General features: G+C 60.3%; 12 protein-coding genes. 4 read left to right on the top strand and 8 right to left on the bottom strand.

Annotated elements, in window-relative coordinates; all coding sequences use genetic code 11:
• Nucleotides 1-7 precede the first annotated feature (7 nt).
• The 5 genes from A4A58_RS06320 to A4A58_RS06340 are packed head-to-tail and all read right to left on the bottom strand — an operon-like array spanning nucleotide 8 to nucleotide 5,874.
• Complete coding sequence (locus A4A58_RS06320) at nucleotides 8-274, bottom strand: acyl carrier protein (protein WP_068730608.1); 267 nt, start codon at nucleotides 272-274, stop codon at nucleotides 8-10.
• 38 nt (nucleotides 275-312) lie between these two features.
• Nucleotides 313-1,881 carry a class I adenylate-forming enzyme family protein gene (locus A4A58_RS06325; RefSeq protein WP_086936989.1) on the bottom strand — a complete coding sequence of 523 codons (1,569 nt, stop codon included), beginning with the start codon at nucleotides 1,879-1,881 and terminating at the stop codon, nucleotides 313-315.
• Nucleotides 1,881-3,911: an asparagine synthase (glutamine-hydrolyzing) gene (gene asnB / locus A4A58_RS06330; RefSeq protein WP_068730610.1), complete on the bottom strand. Its 2,031-nt coding sequence runs from the start codon at nucleotides 3,909-3,911 to the stop codon at nucleotides 1,881-1,883. Before asnB ends, A4A58_RS06325 begins: the two co-directional genes overlap by 1 nt.
• Nucleotides 3,912-3,916: 5 nt before the next feature.
• Nucleotides 3,917-4,924, bottom strand: coding sequence for an NAD(+) synthase (nadE, locus tag A4A58_RS06335; RefSeq protein WP_068730611.1), 1,008 nt, complete (start codon nucleotides 4,922-4,924; stop codon nucleotides 3,917-3,919).
• Complete coding sequence (locus A4A58_RS06340) at nucleotides 4,921-5,874, bottom strand: thioesterase domain-containing protein (RefSeq protein ID WP_068730612.1); 954 nt, start codon at nucleotides 5,872-5,874, stop codon at nucleotides 4,921-4,923. Before A4A58_RS06340 ends, nadE begins: the two co-directional genes overlap by 4 nt.
• A 1,227-nt stretch (nucleotides 5,875-7,101) precedes the next feature.
• Here A4A58_RS06340 and A4A58_RS06350 point away from each other — a divergent pair.
• The 3 genes from A4A58_RS06350 (at nucleotide 7,102) to A4A58_RS06360 (ending at nucleotide 10,324) form a co-directional block, all read left to right on the top strand.
• Entirely contained in the window at nucleotides 7,102-8,793 is a 1,692-nt protein-coding gene (locus A4A58_RS06350) for a methyl-accepting chemotaxis protein (protein WP_068730614.1), read from the top strand.
• Nucleotides 8,794-9,107: 314 nt separating this feature from the next.
• Nucleotides 9,108-9,989 (top strand): CheR family methyltransferase, encoded by an 882-nt coding sequence (locus A4A58_RS06355; protein ID WP_068730615.1) that lies wholly within the window; start codon nucleotides 9,108-9,110, stop codon nucleotides 9,987-9,989.
• A gap of 8 nt (nucleotides 9,990-9,997) precedes the next feature.
• Nucleotides 9,998-10,324, top strand: a complete 327-nt coding sequence (locus tag A4A58_RS06360; RefSeq protein WP_068730616.1) for a pilus assembly protein PilZ — start codon at nucleotides 9,998-10,000, stop codon at nucleotides 10,322-10,324.
• Nucleotides 10,325-10,327: 3 nt separating this feature from the next.
• On the opposite strand, the gene A4A58_RS06365 is transcribed toward A4A58_RS06360, so the two are convergent.
• A complete protein-coding gene (locus A4A58_RS06365) occupies nucleotides 10,328-10,741 on the bottom strand; it encodes a response regulator (protein ID WP_068730617.1) in 414 nt (137 codons plus the stop codon).
• Nucleotides 10,742-10,929: 188 nt separating this feature from the next.
• Here A4A58_RS06365 and A4A58_RS06370 point away from each other — a divergent pair, with 188 nt between their 5' ends.
• A complete protein-coding gene (locus A4A58_RS06370; protein ID WP_204378168.1) occupies nucleotides 10,930-11,655 on the top strand; it encodes a spermidine synthase in 726 nt (241 codons plus the stop codon).
• Nucleotides 11,656-11,667: 12 nt separating this feature from the next.
• Here the strand turns inward: A4A58_RS06370 and A4A58_RS06375 are convergent, their stop codons facing one another.
• A complete protein-coding gene (locus A4A58_RS06375) occupies nucleotides 11,668-14,811 on the bottom strand; it encodes a multidrug efflux RND transporter permease subunit (protein WP_068730619.1) in 3,144 nt (1,047 codons plus the stop codon).
• Between the two features lie 2 nt (nucleotides 14,812-14,813).
• A complete protein-coding gene (locus A4A58_RS06380) occupies nucleotides 14,814-15,980 on the bottom strand; it encodes an efflux RND transporter periplasmic adaptor subunit (protein WP_068730735.1) in 1,167 nt (388 codons plus the stop codon).
• Between the last annotated feature and the right edge of the window lie 28 nt (nucleotides 15,981-16,008).

A 16,008-nucleotide genomic window follows, 5' to 3' on the forward strand; every position in this document is an offset into this window, starting at 1 on the left:
ACAAACATCAGCTCTTCTTGCTCATGACGAAGCGTGCAATTCCCTCGATGGAATCGAGGTTCTCAGGCAAGAGCTCGCTGTCTTCGACCGTGATGCCGAAGGTCTCCTCGATGAATCCGATGACCTCGAGCACTCCCGTCGAGTCGATGATGCCTTGGTCGAGCAGCGATGTATCGACCTCAAGCGAGTTCGCTTCAGAAATGTAGAAGTTCGACAGCAGGAAATCGCGAACTTGCCTTCGATAGGTCTCAAGTGGTTCCCTGACTAGCAACATGTTTCAACTCCAATGCGTAAAGAAAAGTCACGATCGGATCATTCGAAAATCGACTCCTGCAGTGCTCTCTTGTTGAGTTTTGCTGTATTCGTTCGCGGCAGGCTGGGCACGATCACAATACACTTCGGCACCATGAAGCTTTCGAGGCGTCGCTGGCACTCTTTCTGAATCTGCTTCTCGCTCAGTGTTGTTCCCTGTTCGATAACGACAAACGCTTTAACCGCCTGCCCGAGGAGCTCATCGGGAACGCCAATGACCGCGGCTTCCCTCACGCCCGGAATATCCATCAGCACGTTCTCCACTTCCTTGGGAGCGATCTTCTCGCCTCGCGACTTTATGATCTCGTCGCTGCGACCAACGAAGTAGAGGTAGCCTTCCGCGTCCATCCGGCAATAGTCACCGGTGTACAGAACCTGCTCGCCTGGCAGCGGACCGGGCTTGAGTTTCCTGGCCGTGGCCTCTGGCTTGCCCCAATAGCCTCGCATCACCGTCGCGCCGCGAATGACAAGCTGGCCGACCACGTCGGGGCCCACGCGTCGGTCGCGCTCGTCGACAATCCACATCTCGGTATTCGGGATGGCGATCCCTACGCTCAGCGGCTTTCGATCGATATCCTCCGGGGGCAGAAAGGTGCAGCGCTTGCATTCAGTGAGGCCGTACATGGAATAAATGCGGGCATCCGGGAATAGATCCTGCAGCAGACGAATGTGCTTCATCGGCAGCGCAGCTCCGGTGTTCGTGACATAGCGGATACTCGAGAGATCGTGCTCCTTGATCGACTTGAGCCCCGACAGCGTCGAGAAGATCGTCGGCACGCCGGGCAGGCCGGTCACCCGCTCGTCGGCGATAAGCCCGAGAATCTGTGCCGGAAAAGCGAATGACCGTTCGAGGACCAGCCGCGCCCCCATGCGAAACGCCATGATCATTTGATACAGGCCGTAATCGAAGGCGAGCGGCAGGACGTTCAAAATGACCTCGTCTTCGCGTAGCGCGAGATATGAGGCGATCGACGTGCACGCGGTCAGCATGTTCCGGTGCGTCAGCATCACGCCCTTGGGGTCGCCCGTCGATCCGGAGGTGTACACGATGGCCGCGAGATCGATATCGATGCAGCTGCGCGCCGGAGCTACGTCGTGGCTGGCGGCGCCTGCCTCGCCCCAGTGTACCGCATGGGGCAGCTCCGTCAGTTCGGCATCGTCGATGGGTCCGGAAACGATCACCCGGCGCAGCGACGGGCATTCCTGCGCGGGCTCCTTGAATATAGCCAAGAGATGTTTGTCAGTGATAAGTGCCGACGGCTGGCAATCATGAAGCAGATAGCCAAGCTTGTCGCGCTTGGTGAGCGGATTGACGATGCACACCACGGCATTCGCCTTCAGCACGGCCCAGAAACTGACGACGGTCTCGATAGTGTTGTCGGCGAAGATAATTACCCGATCGCCACGTTCGACTCCGCTTGCGACCAGATAATTCGCGATTGCGTTGGAGCGCGCCTCGAGCTCACCATAGCTGACGCGATGCTTGCCACACACCAGCGCCACCTTTCCACCGAGATGACGGGCGGAGTGGGTGAGGTAATCATGCAGGAGCGGTACAGGACCATGCATCAGGATAGGGCCCCCTCAACCCGGTGCTCGCGATCGATGTCGACGGTCAGCTCCAGAGCGTGGCGCCCACCAGGACGGCTTGCGACGAATTGTTGGTGCAGGAGCTGGGTCGATAGTACGCCGACCATCGCCATGTTGTCGGAGTTCGAGAGATCGCCGTTGCCGGTTGCGGCCTGTGTCCGGCACTTACTCCGCAGGCGCGCGACCGCGTCAGGATCGAAGACGTTTGCTTCGCGAATAGCCGCCTCCGAAAGCGCGTCGTCGATATAGGCGGGCGTATCGTGGTCAACGAAACATAGAGCGTCGGGCGCGCGGAATGGCTGCTTCTTGCGGGCGATGATCTCCGACGGCACGATCGGCTCTGCGACGCGCTTCAGAACGTGCTTCTCGTCAAGGACGCGGAGCTTGTAGGCAGGCGGCAGCGAATTCGCCAGCGCGACCACGTCCTCGTCAAGGAAAGGAAAGCGTCCTTCAACCGAATGAGCCATGAGCATTCGGTCGCCCTGAGAAGACAGGAGATATCCCGACAGCAGTGTCTGGATTTCAAGATATTCATCCTGCGCAAGGGAGCTCCATTGCGTGAATTCCGGAGGCAGACTGGCGATCAAATTGGAAACCGCATCGTGCTTTGCCGACTCCGCGCACATGTCGCTGGAGAACAGCCGTTTGATGCCGCTGGTCGTTCGCCAGCGGGTGTCATGCGCGAAGCCCGGCGCGGCGTGCTCCGACAGATTACGCCCGAAAAACTGCCGGGCCATTGCCTGCTGCCGTACCGGCGAGCGTGTGAGATAAGGGTAGAGACGCTCAAGCAGCCGCGCGCGGCGTGTCGAAGCGGGTTGCCGACCCCAGAACCGTCGGACCTTGCCTTCGCGAAAGAGATCGTAGCCGGCAAACATTTCGTCGGCGCCTTCGCCGGACAGCACAACCTTGACGCCGCAGGCGCGCACCAGGCGCGACAGCAGGAACAACGGCGCCGGCGCCGTTCTCAAGATCGGACGCTCGGTGTGGTAGATGACCTGCGGAAAGATCTCGGCGATGTCACTGCGCGAAACCACCACTTCATGGTGCTCGCTACCGGTGACACGGGCGACCAGTCGCTGGAACTCGGTCTCATCATATTCAGCGTCAGCAAAACGCAGTGAGAAAGTCTGGAAGCGTTCGCCGGCAAAGTGGCATCCCATCGCTGCAATAAGCGAACTGTCGAGCCCGCCGGACAAATAGCTGCCGACGCTGACGTCGGAGCGCACCATTCGAAGCGACGTCGCGGATTCCAAAGCGCTGCGCACCTGCTTCACGGCATCGTCGAGTGAACCGGCAAACTGGCCGTCGCGCGAACTGGAAAATTGGGGATATCGCGGCTTCCAGAATGCTTTATCGCGAACGTCGCCGTTTTCGTAAATGCGGAAATGTCCCGGGACGAGCTCCTTGATCCCTTGAAACACGTTCTGCGGCGCCACAACGGTCCAGAGAGTGAATGTCTGGTCGATGCCGACTGGATCGAAGGTGCGGGGAATCGCTGCATCCGCCGCGAAGATGGCCTTCACTTCGCTGGCGAAATACAGTCGACCTTCGCGCTCGCAGAAATGCAAAGGGCAAATGCCGGTGCGATCGCGCGCCAACACCAGACGACGGGCTACCGAGTCCCAGATCGCGAGCGCCCACTGTCCGGTCATCCGCTCGAAGGCGCCCTCGCCCCAGGCCCGATAGGCGTTGACGATGACCTCCGTGTCGCTACGGGTCCGGAACCTGTAACCAAGCCTGATCAGCTTCTCACGCAACTCAACGTAGTTGAAGATTTCGCCGTTGAACACGATCCACGTCGTGCCGCTCGCGTCCGCGAGAGGCTGCTGACCGCTCGAAATGTCGATGATGGACAAGCGGGCATGTGCTAGTCCCGCGCGTTCGTCCCGGTATATGCCCCGCTCGTCCGGGCCGCGATGGGCCAGCGCGCCGAGCATGCGCATCAAGGCTTCGCGTGAGGGTGGCCCTGCGGCGGCGCTTACTGACACTATGCCCGCGACACCGCACATGCAGGTCAGTCCTCGAATACTTGAGTGACGAGCAGGGGTCGTGCGTGGAGGTAGCGCGTGACGCGACGCTTGGCGTCAATATCCCTGAATACCAAATCGACCTGGGCTGCTGTCAGTCCGATAGCCTCTGCGACCTCGTCTGACGGAATCCCGTGATTCACCGCGTAAAGGCACAGATCCATCTGGTGATAAGGCAGCGCAAAATAGAACTCCTCCTGGCTCTGCGGCATCGAGAACGTATCCGTGGTCGGTGGCCTGCGCTGGATTTCCTCCTCGACCTCGAGATATTCCGCGAGCTGATAGACCTGCGTCTTGTAGAGATGGGCGATCGGCATCACGTCCGCAATTCCGTCGCCCTGCTTGACGAAAAAGCCCTGGTCGTGCTCGAGACGGTTCGGTGTGCCCGCGACCGCGTATCGGAGGCGGTCGGCGTGGTAGTACTCCGTCATCTTGCGGACGCGCTGCTTGAAATTGGTCGCGGCGACGATCTGCAGATACGCATTTGACGACAGACGAACGGTGCGGGTGCTGCCATCGCGGCTCTGAACCGTGAGACGGGTGATATTCAATCCGTTGCTCGCGAAAACCGACGGTAGCACCAGCTTGCATTTCCAGCCGTCGTCATATTCGGGAACGACGGTCCGGATTGCCTCGATCTGCCGGCGATAGGCGCCGAGCCCTTCGAGGGCAGGCGATATGTCTTCCAACACGGTGTCGATGCCAAGCTGCGCCGCCCAGCTGCGGCCGAGCCTCAGCGAGTCGTCTGAAGAATGGTGCTCGGGCATGAAGACGCCCAAGACCTTGTCGTTGCCGAATGCACGCGCGCACAACGCCGCGACGACGGAGCTGTCGATGCCGCCGGAAAGACCAACGACGGCGCCGCGGCGCCCCAACACGCCCAAGACCTGTTGGCGTAACGTCTGGACAATCCTCTCGACTTCGGCAGCGGGATCGAGCGCCAATACGTTATTGCCGAACTCCCGCGCAGTCGGAATGTGCGCAGCAAGGGTCATGACAGCGCTTTCCGCTTGCAAAATTCGGCCGGTGTGTAGGTTTGCACGACCGCACTCTCGACCAAGGGGAGGTTGGTGGCGAGGTAGGGCTCGACGACGAGCTCGATATGCGTGCCTGCGACGGGGATCACGTCCAGGCTTGCGAGTGAGCAATCCCAGCCGAGCGATTGCGGCGCTCCATCTCGGTTGCAGCGAAACAGTGTAGCTCCGATCGGCAAAGACGGCCTGGGCGACGCCAGCCATTGGTAGAAAGCTCGCGACCGCAACACCTCTTGCAGCTCAAGCCTAATTCGGAAGCAGGTGGCGTTGAACTTCCCTCGCGCATAGCGATGAAGCATCCAGGTAAGGGGTGCCTCGCCACCGATTGCTGCCGTAACCTTTGCGAGTGCTCGGCAGGCTATCCGCGAAATGTTCACACGATTGGCGCGGAGCCGCCGCAACGTTCGGGCGAGCGTCTCCCGGTAATCGCGGCCCTCGTTGATAATCGCTGTATCGAGAATCCCCAGGAACTTAATGGACCGCCGTGCTTCCAGCAGCCGCGCCGCAACTTCGAACCCCACCACACCACCAAGGGAATGGCCGAGAAGGCGAACATGTCCGACGGGTTGGCTCCGGCGGATTTGCTCCACCGCGGCATCTGCCATGGAGGCGACCGTGTTCTTTCCGGCGAGGATGCTCCCCAGGTCGGGGTATTTGATCGGGACGACCCGGGCGATCTTGCCCAACCCCGCTGCAAAAGCGGCCATGCTCGGACCGTAACCGAGGGACCCCGGCAACAGGAACAGGATTGGACGCACGTCGGTTTGCACGCCCACGGTTTCGGCTGCGGTTGCCTTCCCGGACACGATCGTCTTGACCATATCCGCGGCTGTCATATCGAGCGCGAAGTGTCCGACCGAGGGATCGGCCGGTCGTTCCGCTACTTCCGGTTGGAGATAAGTCCGAGCCATAGGTCACCTGCCAAGCCCAAAACTTGTTATCGCCGATCATGGAAATTTCGACATCCTGCGTTTGAAGGATGTTGCCCGCCGCTGGAATGACGGCGTGACCAGAATTACGGCGGCACTGCCGCTGAGCTTCGTTGATTCCCGCCATCATCATCTCGGGTTGGCACGGCGGGATTGCTGCTCATGCTCACGAGCATGCGATGATCAAGGCGGCTTGGTTCCGTATTGCTGGAAAGTGGCAAGCCGGGCGTTGCGCTGAACACCAGCTCGATATGAATGCTCAGCGCTGTGATACGACCGGGTGCAGTATGTCGTCCAGAACATGTCAGAAGGTGCTTGAAGACCGCACCTTCACCATTACCGGCCCGCTCCAAGCTGAGGCGAAGGAACTATCTGAAGGCTGTCGGGCGATCATCCGGAGCGCTGCAGCACAGTACCGCGTAGCAAAAGTTGTGGAACGGAACAAGACAACCGGACTTGAGTCGATGACTTCACCCCAGCGGAGGCATTGATGTGAGGGCAACGAAACTACCATCAGTCAATTTATTGCTGTGCCGCCGTTGCGGGGCGGCACGCACTCTTATCAAGATTGTGGCGCAGCCTAGAGCCAGTCTGCCCGGCGATCGTAGGACGTTCCGGTGTCCGAACTGCATGTCGTCCCAGACCTACCAAATCAACCGGCACGGGGCGCAGCTACTATCTTCAGATTGAGATGCAGTTGGGCGGCTATAATCTGATTGCAAGATAAATACCCGGACCAGATTGCTCCTGGTTCCGCAGCCAGCACGCTCAGTCGTGCTCGCACGCCGCGTCGTCCTCGCGTCGAGCTATGGATAAACTTCAGGTCGGTAATGTCGGCGGTTGGAACCAAAAGTTGCATATCCGATTCGGTGCTTTGCCCAGAGGCACGATGTCGTCGGCTGCCCTATGCCAGTACGCGTCCAAAAGTAGTGAAGTTGTAGTTTTCAACCTCAGATGCTTGTTGATAACCGGCTGATATTGCAGGTCATCGAAAAAGAGAGCTTCGGTTCATTTTTGCTCGGCCAGAATGTCGCACCTTTACCAACGGTTTACATAATACCTACAAATTGAAGGAACGGGACTTGATAACAAGAAAGTCATCGAACCCCGTGTTTGCCGCCCTGCCATTGCACTTCTGCTGACTGCTTCATTTCCACGACACCCCCGCACATTGCGGACCAACGGTCGAAAACCGAGGGACCCTTCGTCATGCTCGCCAGCCTGTCTATTCGCGCCAAGATCACCATTGTTCTTTCATTTTTGCTGCTTGCGATGACGGGTCTGGGCCTGGTCGCGGTTCGCAAGATGCAGGCGATCAACGCCAATGCGGTGGATATCCAGACCAGCTGGCTGCCAAGCGTGCGTTTCCTCGGCGATCTGCGCTCCGGCGTCATCACCTATCGCAACGTGATCCGTCAGCACATGCTGTCCGAGACGTTGGAGGAGAAACTTGCCAATGAGAAAACGCTCGAGACGGTGGTAGCGAGCAACACCGCTATCCGCGCGAAGTATGAGAAGCTGATCACCTCGCCGGAAGAGCGCGCGCTCTACGAGGAATGGAGCAAGCTCTGGGACAGCTACAAGAAGGGCACGCTCGATGTGATGGATCTGTCGCGCAAGAGCGCCGGCAAGATGCCGCAGGAAGCCAATGCGTTGAACACGAAGACTGTGAATCCGATCGGCCTGAAAGCTGACGAAATCCTGAACAAGGACATCGAGCTCAATCTCAGGGGCTCCGACACTGCCGGTGCAGAAGCCCTCGCCAATTACGACGCTGCCTTTATGATGGTTGTCGCGATCCTCGTCGTTTCGGCCCTGCTTGGCATCGGCATCGGCATCTATCTCGTGAAGGACGTCTCCAGCGGCATCGCGTCGATCGTAAAGCCGATGCAGGCTCTGGGTCAGGGCGATCTGACTGCGATGGTGCCGCATCAGGGCATGAAGACCGAGATCGGCACGATGGGAGACGCGCTGCAGATCTTCAAGCAGGCGCTGATCGACAAGCGTACGGCCGACGAAGCAGCAGCAGCCGATGCGGAAGCCAAGATCGAGCGCGGTCGCCGCGTCGATAGCATCACCCGCGAATTCGAAACGATGATCGGCGAGATCGTCGAGACGGTGTCGTCGGCTTCGACCGAACTGGAAGCCTCTGCCAGCACGCTGACCGCGACCGCCGAACGTTCGCAGGAGCTGACAACAACCGTGGCAGCCGCTTCGGAGGAAGCCTCGACCAATGTGCAGTCGGTTGCTTCGGCGACCGAGGAGATGGCCTCGTCAGTGAACGAAATCAGCCGTCAGGTGCAGGAATCGGCCAGCATCGCCAATCAGGCCGTCGATCAGGCACGCCTGACCAACGATCGCGTCAGCGCGCTGGCCAGCGCGGCCGCTCGCATCGGTGACGTCGTCGAGCTGATCAACAACATCGCCGGCCAGACCAATCTTCTGGCGCTCAACGCGACCATCGAAGCAGCACGCGCCGGTGAAGCCGGTCGTGGCTTCGCGGTGGTGGCATCGGAAGTGAAGGCGTTGGCCGAGCAGACGGCGAAAGCCACCGGGGAGATCTCGACGCAGATCTCCGGCATCCAGGCGGCGACGCAGGAATCGGTTGGCGCGATCAAGGAGATCGGAGACACCATCGGCCGGATGTCCGAGATCGCTTCGACGATTGCGTCGGCGGTGGAAGAGCAGGGCGCTGCGACCCAGGAAATCTCCCGCAACGTCCAGCAGGCAGCGCAGGGCACCATGCAGGTCTCGTCGAACATCACCGATGTGCAGCGTGGCGCCAGCGAGACCGGCTCGGCATCCTCGCAGGTACTTTCGGCCGCGCAGTCGCTGTCCTCGGACAGCACGCGTCTGAAGGTCGAGGTCAGCAAGTTCCTGAACGCCGTACGCGCAGCCTGACGCTACGAGATATCGAGACATTGAAGCCGGCGCGAAAGCGCCGGCTTTTTTCATTGCCAATTGATGCCGACCCCGTCCATCCGCTTGGTGAACTGCTTTGTTTACGTAGGTTACTGGCTACCGCGGGGCAGCGGTTATGTTGCCGCGCTTCTCAACTTTGTGCCCGGCGCAGAAAATCTCGCGCAACGTCCTGCGACGTCTTGGCGATCTCTTAGTCATTTGCTGCAATCGTGTAGTACGCGCCTTTTGCACGGAGCGGCATACTGTCGTCGCTGCAAGTCATTTGGACCAGCGTTGCGTCTTAGAAAGAGACCATGACCCCTATCGATTATGAGTACTTGCAGAAGATCCTGAAAGATCGTTCCGGACTGGTGCTGTCGGCCGACAAGAAGTACCTGCTCGAAAGCAGATTGATGCCGCTGGCGCGTAAGGCCGGTGTCGCCGGGATCAGCGAACTCGTTCAGAAGATGAAAGCCGGCTCCGAGCCAATGATCTCGGATGTGGTCGAAGCCATGACCACCAACGAGACCTTCTTCTTTCGCGACAAGACACCGTTCGAGCATTTTCAGAACACGGTCATTCCCGAGCTGATCAAGGCGCGCGCTGGCAAGCGCAGCCTGCGGATTTGGTGCGCCGCCGGCTCGACCGGGCAGGAGCCATATTCGCTCGCCATGATCATGAAGGAATTCGGCGCCGCGCTGACGGGGTGGCGCGTCGAGATCGTGGCCACGGATCTGTCGCCCGAAGTGCTCGAGAAATCGCGCACCGGCGTCTACACCCAGTTCGAGGTGCAGCGCGGCTTGCCGATCCAGTTGCTGGTGAAATACTTCAAGCAGACCGGCACGACGTGGCAGCTCAATGCCGACATCCGTGCGATGGTTCAGTTCAAGCAGTTCAACCTGCTGCAGGACTACGCGCATCTCGGCAAGTTCGACGTCATCTTCTGCCGCAATGTCCTGATCTATTTCGATCAGGCCACCAAGACCGACATCTTCGGCAGGCTGGCAAAATCCAGCGAGGCTGACGGCTATCTGTTTCTGGGCGCAGCCGAGACCGTGATCGGTCTCACCGACCGCTATCAGGTTTGTCCCAATCGCCGCGGTGTCTATCTGCCGGTGGGTGTGCAGGTGTCGCTATCGATCGTGCCCGGCATGGGTGCCGGACTGAAGACGTCTTCCGCCAGTATAAGGGCGTAGGAGCGGTCATGGCAGAAGAAGTTGCAACCAATGGGCGCGTCATTTTCGGGCGCGGCTACAATGTCTGGATCATGGCCATCGACGGCACATGGCGGCGCAGTTGCGTGTTGAAGGCTGTGTCGAGTCACGACGCCGAGTTGATACTCGAGACGTCCATCGAGGGCCTCAATCTGAAAGAGTTCTTCCTGCTGCTGTCATCGACCGGACTTGCCTATCGCCGCTGCGAGTTGGTCAAAGTGAACGGTGCGCAGATCGATATTCGCTTCCTGAACACCAAAGGTAGCAAGAAGAAATCGCCGGCGAAGAGCGATCACGGCGATATGGCTGACGCCTGATCATCAGTCATCGGTCATCAGTGTCTGCGGCGCTTGTGTGTCGGCAAGGCACTCGCGGACGGCTGCGATCAGGGCCGCGGCGGAGAAGGGTTTGCGCAGGCAGCTTGTGGCGCCAAGCTCAATCACCATGCGCAGGAAATCGGGTGCCGGTGCAGTGAATTGCGCGAAGGTATAGCCGGAGATCGCGATCAGCGGCACGCGTGGCCTACGCTGATGAAACGCGCGCACGGATTCGAACCCGCGCATTTGCGGCATGAAGATATCGACGATCATCACATCGAAGCGTGTATCTTCCAACGCCAATAGACCGATCTCGCCACCATCGGCCGAGACGGTTTCGAAGCCCTCGCGTTCCAGTGTCAGCCTAATGGACATGGACACGAGCGGGTCGTCGTCGACGACCAGAATGCGTTTCATGGCGGCGCCCCCGCGCGCTGGAGTGAGCCTGCAGTCACCCTCCACGCAACACGCAACCGTGACGCGACGAATCGTCGACGACGCCAAGTGTTTATCCGTTTCGCCGGAGGTGTCTGTCCAGATTTGCACACCTGGGGCATTTCGTTGTTGCCGCATTGCACGCACCGTGTGCATGGTTGGATATGAGCATGATGTTCGAAGAACTGGATTATCGCCCGACGCCGATGGGTGTCCTGACCCTGCGACGTCGGCGGAAGCCGGGGACCGATACTGATATCTTTGAAATCAAGCTCGGCGATGAATTTTTGATGTCGAGCGCATTCACGGCTGCCGAGATCGCGCTGGCGGATATCGGTCTGGCGTCACTAACCGGCAGCGGGCTGGACGTCGTCGTTGGCGGCCTCGGTCTGGGCTACACGGCGCAGGCGGCTCTCGCACACGAGAAGGTGGGGTCACTCGTTGTCATCGATGCATTGCCTGAAGTGATCGAGTGGCACCAGGCCGGCCTGATCCCGATCGGCCGCGAATTGTCGGCGGACGGGCGCTGCCGTCTCGTCCATGGCGATTTCTTCAAGATGGCGACCTCGACCGGTGGTCATCTCGATCCCGATGCATCCGGTCGTCGCTTCGATGCGATACTGGTCGATATCGACCACGCGCCGGACAATCTGCTGCATCCGAGCCATGCCGTGCTCTATACGGCGGCCGGGCTGCAGCGTCTGTCGGAGCACCTCAAGCCCGGTGGCGTGTTTGCGCTGTGGTCGAACGATCCGCCGGATACTGCCTTCACAGCGGTGATGGAAAGTGTGTTCGGCGCGGTGACCGCACATGTCGTGGCCTTCGACAATCTGAACGCCGACGAGGAAGTGTCCAACACGGTCTATGTCGGCACCAGGATCGAAGAGGTCGCATAGCGCGCCGTTGCGCTATTCGGCGGCCTGTTTCGCCAGCATCTGCTTGTCCGACCGGTTATCGTCGTCGCGTTTCGATCGTCCCCAGCCCGACATAATGTTGGAAAGCTTGTCGAGATAGACATAGACCACCGGCGTGGTGAACAGCGTCAGTGCCTGGCTGACGATGAGGCCGCCGACCATCGCATAGCCGAGCGGCTGGCGGATTTCAGAACCGGTGCCAGTGCCGAGCATCAGCGGCACGCCGCCGAGCAGCGCCGCCATGGTCGTCATCATGATCGGGCGAAAACGCAGGAGGGCGGCCTTGCGGATGGCTTCCTCCGGCTCGAGATGCTCATCGCGCTCGGCGGCGATGGCGAAGTCCACCAGCATGATGCCGTTCTTCTTGACGATGCCGATCAGCAGCACGATGCCGATCAGCGCGATCAGACTGAAATCGAAACCGAACGCCATCAGGATCGCCAGCGCGCCGACGCCCGCCGAGGGCAGGGTGGACAGGATCGTCAGAGGGTGGATGTAGCTCTCATAGAGAATACCGAGGATCAGATAGACCACGACCAGTGCGGCGAGGATCAGCAGCGGCACTGTCGATAGCGATTGCTGGAACGCCTGCGCCGTGCCCTGGAAGGTGCCGCGCAGGGTCGACGGCGCGCCGATATCCTGCATGGCAGCCTGTACGGCATCGGTCGCCTGTCCAAGGGCAACGCCCTGCGCCAGATTGAAGCTGATGGTGATCGCCGGGAATTGGCCTTGATGGCTGATCGAGAGCGGCCGCACCGGCACCGTCGTCCATTTGGCAAAGGCCGACAGCGGTACCATGTCGCTTGTCGTCGGCGACTTGATATAGATCTTGTCGAGTGAATCCAGCTTGCCTTGCATCTCGGGCAATATCTCGAGAATGACGTGATAGCTGTTCAACTGCGTGAAGTACTGGGCGACCTGCCGCTGGCCGAACGCATCATACAGAGTATCGTCGATCAGCTGCGGCTGGATGCCGTAGCGCGAGGCGTTGTCGCGATCGATGGTCAGCGTCAGTGTCGTGCCCTTGGTCTGCTGGTCGGTGGCGACGTCGCGCAGCTCCGGCAGCGTCTGCATCTTGGCCAGAATTTTCGGCGCCCACTCGTTCAGTTCGGTCAGATTGGCGTCCTGCAGCGTGTATTCGAACTGGGTACGGGTGGCGCGGCCGCCAAGCCGGATATCCTGCGCCGCCTGCATGAACAGGCGGGCGCCCTGGATCTTTTCCAGCTGCGGCCGCAGCCGCGTGATGATCTGCTGCGCGCTGGCAGAGCGCTCGTCGCGCGGCTTCAGCGTGATGAACATGCGTCCCGTATTCAGCGCTCCGCCGCTGCCGCCGATCGACATGGCCACGCTGGCGACGTCGGGATCGGCCTGCACGATCTTGCCGAGTTCTTCCTGATGTATCTTCATGTCGGCGAAGGAAATATCCTGCGCCGCTTCGGAGGATGCAGTGATCAAGCCGGTGTCCTGCTGCGGGAAGAAGCCCTTCGGGATAATCATGAACAGATAGACCGACAGGACGAGCGTGGCGAAGAACACCATCAGCGTCGTCAGGCGCCAGCGCAGCACGAGGTCGAGGCCGCGCTCATAGGCGCGCAGCAGAGCGTCGAAGGCGTTCTCGCTGAGCTGATAGAGCCGGCCATGCTTGGCGTGTTTCTCCTCGCGCAGGAAGCGCGAGGCCATCATCGGGGTCAGCGTCAGCGACACCACCAGCGAGACGAAAATCGTCATGGTCAGTGTCACAGCGAATTCGCGGAACAGGCGGCCGATGATGCCGCCCATCAGCAGCAGCGGGATCAGCACCGCGACCAGCGAGACTGATATCGAGACGATGGTGAAGCCGATCTCACCGGCGCCTTTCAGCGCGGCAGCCATCGGTGTCTCGCCTTCCTCGATATAGCGCGTGATGTTTTCCAGCATCACGATGGCGTCGTCGACCACAAAGCCGACCGAGATGGTCAGCGCCATCAGCGACAGATTGTCGAGCGTATAGCCGAACACCCACATCAGCGCGCAGGCGCCGAGCAATGCGAGCGGTACGGTCACGCTGGGAATGACGGTGGCCCAGACGCTGCGCAGGAAGACGAAGATCACCATCACGACGAGGGCAATGGTCAGCAGCAGTGTGAACTGGACATCCTGCACGGCGGCGCGGATGGTCTGCGTACGATCGCTGAGGACCTCGATCTTCACGGTCGGCGGGATCGCGGCGACCAGACGCGGCAGCTCGGCCTTGATCTTGTCGACGGTGTCGATGACGTTGGCGCCGGGTTGCTTGAAAATCACCAGAAACACGCCGCGCTTGCCGTTAGCCCAGGCCGCCTGCTTGGCGTCTTCGGGACCCGTCACCGCCGTGCCGATATCCCTGACCCGCAGCGGGCCGCCATTGCGGTAGGCGATGATGACGTCGTTCCAGTCTTTCGATTCCGGCAACTGGTCGTTGGCGTAGATCGTGTAACTGCGAGTCGCGCCGTCGATATTGCCTTTCGGGCTGTCGACAGTGGTGATCGCGATCTGGCTGCGGATGTCTTCGAGTTGCAGCCCCTTGGCGACCAGCTTGGCGGGATCGATCTGGATGCGGATCGCCGGCTTTTGCTGGCCGCCGATCGTAACCTGGGCGACGCCGGAGATCTGGCTGATCTGCTGCGCCAGTTGCGCATCGACACTGTCGCTGACCGTCGTAATGGGGAGCGTATCCGATGTCGCCGACAGCAGCATGATCGGCGAGTCCGCCGGGTTGACCTTGCGATAGGTGGGCGGGCTCGGAAGCGTCTTCGGCAATTGCCCGCCGGCGGCATTGATCGCGGCTTGCACGTCATTGGCGGCGCCGTCGATCGAGCGGTTGAGATCGAACTGGATCGTGACCGCGGATGTGCCGAGCGAACTCGTGGAGGTCATCTGCGCCACGCCGGGGATCTGCGCGAGCTGTCGCTCCAGCGGCTGCGCCACCGAGGATGCCATGGTCTCGGGACTGGCGCCGGGCAGGGTGGCGGCGACCTGGATGGTCGGGAAGTCGACCTGCGGCAAAGGCGCTACGGGAAGCTGGGGATAGGAGACCAGGCCGACGAACAGGATGCCGGCCATCAGCAATGACGTTGCGATCGGATAGCGAATGAACGGTGCTGAAATTCCTCCGTTCATGGCTATTCGCCTTTCGCCGGAGTGGCTGCGGATGTTGCGACTGACGTCGCCACCAGCGCGCCCGGCTGCACTTTATATTGCCCGGCGACGATGACGCGCTCGCCGGCGCTCAGCCCGTCTTCGACCACGGTGCGGCCATCGATGGAACGGCCGACCTTGATTTTCTTCAGCTCGGCTTTGTTGTCAGCGCCGACCGCAAAGGCATAGAGCCCGTCGGCCCCATGCTGAACGGCGTCGTCGGGAATGACAGTCGCATCCTTCAACGTGGTCACCAGAAGCCGTGTCGAGACCGAGAGGCCGGGCCACAGCACGTGGTCCTTATTGTCGAACACCGCCTTCAGCCTGATGGTGCCGCTGGTCGTATCCACCTGATTATTGATGACTGAGAGCGTGCCTTCCGAAAGCACTCGCTTTCCGTCAGTCGTCAGCGCGATCACCTTGAGCGGATGTTCCGCGAGCGACTGGCTGATGTCGATGAGGTTCTGTTCAGGCGCGGTGAAGATCACGGCGATCGGCTCGATCTGCGCAATGGTGACGATGCCGGTCTGGGTGGCAGCGTTGACGATGTTGCCCTTGTCGACCTGACGGAAGCCGACGCGGCCGGAGATCGGCGCCTTGATCGTGGTGTAAGCGAGTTGGGTCTGCGCATTCGAGATCGCGGCATCATCGGCAGCGATCTGCGCGCTCAGCTGCTGCACGGTGGAGCGTTGTGTGTCTGTCTGTTGCCGTGTCGCGAATTCGCCGAGTTTGGTGAAGCGCTGCAGATCCAGATTGGCATTCGCGAGATTGGCTTCGTCCTGCGCCTTTTTGGCCTTGGCCTGATCGAGCGCTGCCTGGAACGGGCGCGGATCGATCTGTGCGAGCAGGTCACCCTCCTTGACGATCTGTCCTTCGATGAAAGCGATTGTGTCGATCTCACCATCGACGCGGGTCCGCACTACCACGGTGTTGAAACCCTGCACTGTGCCCAAACCGCCGAGATAAACGGGGAAATCAGCTTTTTCGACAGATGCAATTTTCACCGGGACGGGGGCAGGGCCGCGCGGTTTGTCGGCATTCGCCTGCTGTGCTCCGGTAGTCTCGTAATGACGCCATGCGATGGTTCCGCCGGCGGCAAGCAGCGCCAGAACGATCAGCCCAGTCCATCGAAAACGGGTAAGCGTTGGCATGGTGATCTCATCAATCTCTTGGCAGCCA

The organism is Tardiphaga robiniae (assembly GCF_001618955.1).
GTDB classification, from domain to species: domain Bacteria; phylum Pseudomonadota; class Alphaproteobacteria; order Rhizobiales; family Xanthobacteraceae; genus Tardiphaga; species Tardiphaga robiniae_A.

Bases quoted from the DNA above. Each gene is read 5' to 3' on its own strand.
- A4A58_RS06365 (WP_068730617.1), bottom strand. From the start codon at position 10,741: ATGAAACGCATTCTGGTCGTCGACGACGACCCGCTCGTGTCCATGTCC.
- A4A58_RS06355 (WP_068730615.1), top strand. From the start codon at position 9,108: ATGACCCCTATCGATTATGAGTACTTGCAGAAGATCCTGAAAGATCGT.
- A4A58_RS06325 (WP_086936989.1), bottom strand. From the start codon at position 1,881: ATGCATGGTCCTGTACCGCTCCTGCATGATTACCTCACCCACTCCGCC.
- A4A58_RS06375 (WP_068730619.1), bottom strand. From the start codon at position 14,811: ATGAACGGAGGAATTTCAGCACCGTTCATTCGCTATCCGATCGCAACG.
- A4A58_RS06340 (WP_068730612.1), bottom strand. From the start codon at position 5,874: ATGGCTCGGACTTATCTCCAACCGGAAGTAGCGGAACGACCGGCCGAT.
- asnB (WP_068730610.1), bottom strand. From the start codon at position 3,911: ATGTGCGGTGTCGCGGGCATAGTGTCAGTAAGCGCCGCCGCAGGGCCA.
- A4A58_RS06370 (WP_204378168.1), top strand. From the start codon at position 10,930: ATGATGTTCGAAGAACTGGATTATCGCCCGACGCCGATGGGTGTCCTG.
- nadE (WP_068730611.1), bottom strand. From the start codon at position 4,924: ATGACCCTTGCTGCGCACATTCCGACTGCGCGGGAGTTCGGCAATAAC.
- A4A58_RS06350 (WP_068730614.1), top strand. From the start codon at position 7,102: ATGCTCGCCAGCCTGTCTATTCGCGCCAAGATCACCATTGTTCTTTCA.
- A4A58_RS06320 (WP_068730608.1), bottom strand. From the start codon at position 274: ATGTTGCTAGTCAGGGAACCACTTGAGACCTATCGAAGGCAAGTTCGC.
- A4A58_RS06360 (WP_068730616.1), top strand. From the start codon at position 9,998: ATGGCAGAAGAAGTTGCAACCAATGGGCGCGTCATTTTCGGGCGCGGC.
- A4A58_RS06380 (WP_068730735.1), bottom strand. From the start codon at position 15,980: ATGCCAACGCTTACCCGTTTTCGATGGACTGGGCTGATCGTTCTGGCG.